This window comes from Mongoliibacter ruber (genome assembly GCF_003003005.1).
Taxonomy (GTDB): Bacteria; Bacteroidota; Bacteroidia; order Cytophagales; family Cyclobacteriaceae; genus Mongoliibacter; species Mongoliibacter ruber.
Genome location: NZ_PVTR01000042.1, coordinates 1 through 1,840, shown reverse-complemented (window position 1 = coordinate 1,840; position 1,840 = coordinate 1). Strand labels below are relative to the sequence as shown.

The window sequence follows — 1,840 nt, the reverse complement described above, 5'->3', positions numbered from 1 at the left end:
CATATCTACTACTTCGGCACTTCCTCCCTTACGGAAGGTTTGGACTTCGGTGTGATGTGTCACCTCATCCGACCTCGTAGCCTCCGTATATGGTTCCTGTTCGTCAGTACAGACACCGCAGTCTGGCTTACTTCACTGCATGCCTCACGGCAAACCAGCTTGCCACTTGCTTGGCTTCGGGACGTTACGCCCGCGCTTAAGGGACTTTCACCCGTTGGAACGCTCATTTAAATGAACTATATTCACCATTCAAGGCACACACAGCACCTAAGAAAACATGGGGCCGTTAGTGGTAAAGGAAAGGTTTGTTCCCCGAGCAAACTTTTGTTAAGACAGAAAAATAATCGCTTCGAAATGCCCCACGTTTCTTAGCCGCGGTCCGTTAGCCACAAGCTAAAAAACCCGTACTTCAAATGATTGAATGGATAAATAATAGATTTGGAACTGAATTTAACGAAAATGACTTAAAAAATATTAAGGACTTTTCATTGTTATGGAACATTTTTGAGAATCTTGTATGTAATAGAAATTGTTCAATACAAAGAATGGAAGAAAGTCTAAATCAAATTGAATTCCAGCTTGTCAATTTCGAGAATTCTTTAGCATATTTAAAAGAACGTTATACAATGGACAACAATACGAATGAGCGTTTTGAACATTTAAGAATTACACCTATTGCACGAAAGGAATTTGTAAAACAGGTACTCTTGGAAAATGACAAAAACACATCTAACATAATTTTAGCACTTGCGATAATAGTTTACAGATATAGAAACAACCTATTCCACGGAGAAAAAAACTTTATGTTATTAAACGAGCAAGATGAAAATTTCAGAGTTGCTAATCAGATTTTAAAGTCAATACTAACACATTTCTAATATTTGAACAGTTTAAAAGAAATATTCAATAACAGAGAAATCTCATTAATAATTTGGCTCGGAGTATTAATAGTATTTGTGCTTACCCAAAAGTCAATGAGAAATTCATTGGCGGATGTTGTGAAGTTACTTTTTGGCAAATATTTTCTTGCAATCTATTTAACTTTAGGGATTTACTTGTTTGGTGTATTTTCTCTTTTAAAATCAGTAGGGTTTTGGACTTCTGCTGATATAAAAGATTCTATTTTTTGGCTTTTTTCTGTTGGATTTGTTTTAGTTTTTAGCCTAAACAAAGCTAAAGACAGTAATTATTTTAAAGCAATTATTATCGATACCATAAAAGTGATTGCTATTCTAGAATTTGTTATTAACTTTTACAATTTTAGTTTATTAACTGAACTAATATTACTTCCCGTTTTGATTTTTATTGTAATGTTACAAGCGGTTGCCGAATTTGATTCAAAGAACGCACAAGTGGCAAAATTACTAACGAATTTATTGGCAATATTTGGTTTCGGACTATTATTATATTCAATTTATAAAATGGCTAATGGATATTCTGATTTTTTTAAATTAGGAACATTACATTCTTTCATTTTACCGATATTACTTACAATTTTGTTTTTGCCATATTTATACTGCTTATCTCTTTACAGAATTTACGAATCATACTTTATTAGACTTGATTTTATGACTGTCAAAAAAGAAAAAGTTAAGAAAGTTAAACAGTACATTAGACAAAGAGCTCATCTAAATATCAATCGACTAAATAGAATAACGGAACGCTTCGATAAAAAAGTATTTTATGATGAAACTAACTTGAAAGAATACGTGAAACTAATTAGCAAAAAAGGAAAAGCCAGTGGCTAATCGAGTGGATGGCCGCAGGCCATAAGCCTGCGGAGCACCCCTCACACCACCGTACGTACGGGTCTCGTATACGGCGGTTCATCAAGCATAGG

At 34.1% G+C, this 1,840-nt stretch carries 2 protein-coding genes; both read left to right on the top strand.

Translation table 11 applies throughout. From position 1 onward, the window contains the following. The first annotated feature begins 413 nt into the window (after window positions 1–413). Complete coding sequence (locus CLW00_RS21170; protein WP_106135704.1) at window positions 414–878, top strand: hypothetical protein; 465 nt, start codon at window positions 414–416, stop codon at window positions 876–878. Between the two features lie 96 nt (window positions 879–974). After that, on the top strand, window positions 975–1,748 hold the full coding sequence (locus tag CLW00_RS21165; RefSeq protein WP_146131483.1) for a hypothetical protein: 774 nt from the start codon (window positions 975–977) through the stop codon (window positions 1,746–1,748). Window positions 1,749–1,840 lie beyond the last annotated feature (92 nt).

Bases quoted from the DNA above. Each gene is read 5' to 3' on its own strand.
- CLW00_RS21170 (WP_106135704.1), top strand. From the start codon at position 414: ATGATTGAATGGATAAATAATAGATTTGGAACTGAATTTAACGAAAAT.
- CLW00_RS21165 (WP_146131483.1), top strand. From the start codon at position 975: ATGAGAAATTCATTGGCGGATGTTGTGAAGTTACTTTTTGGCAAATAT.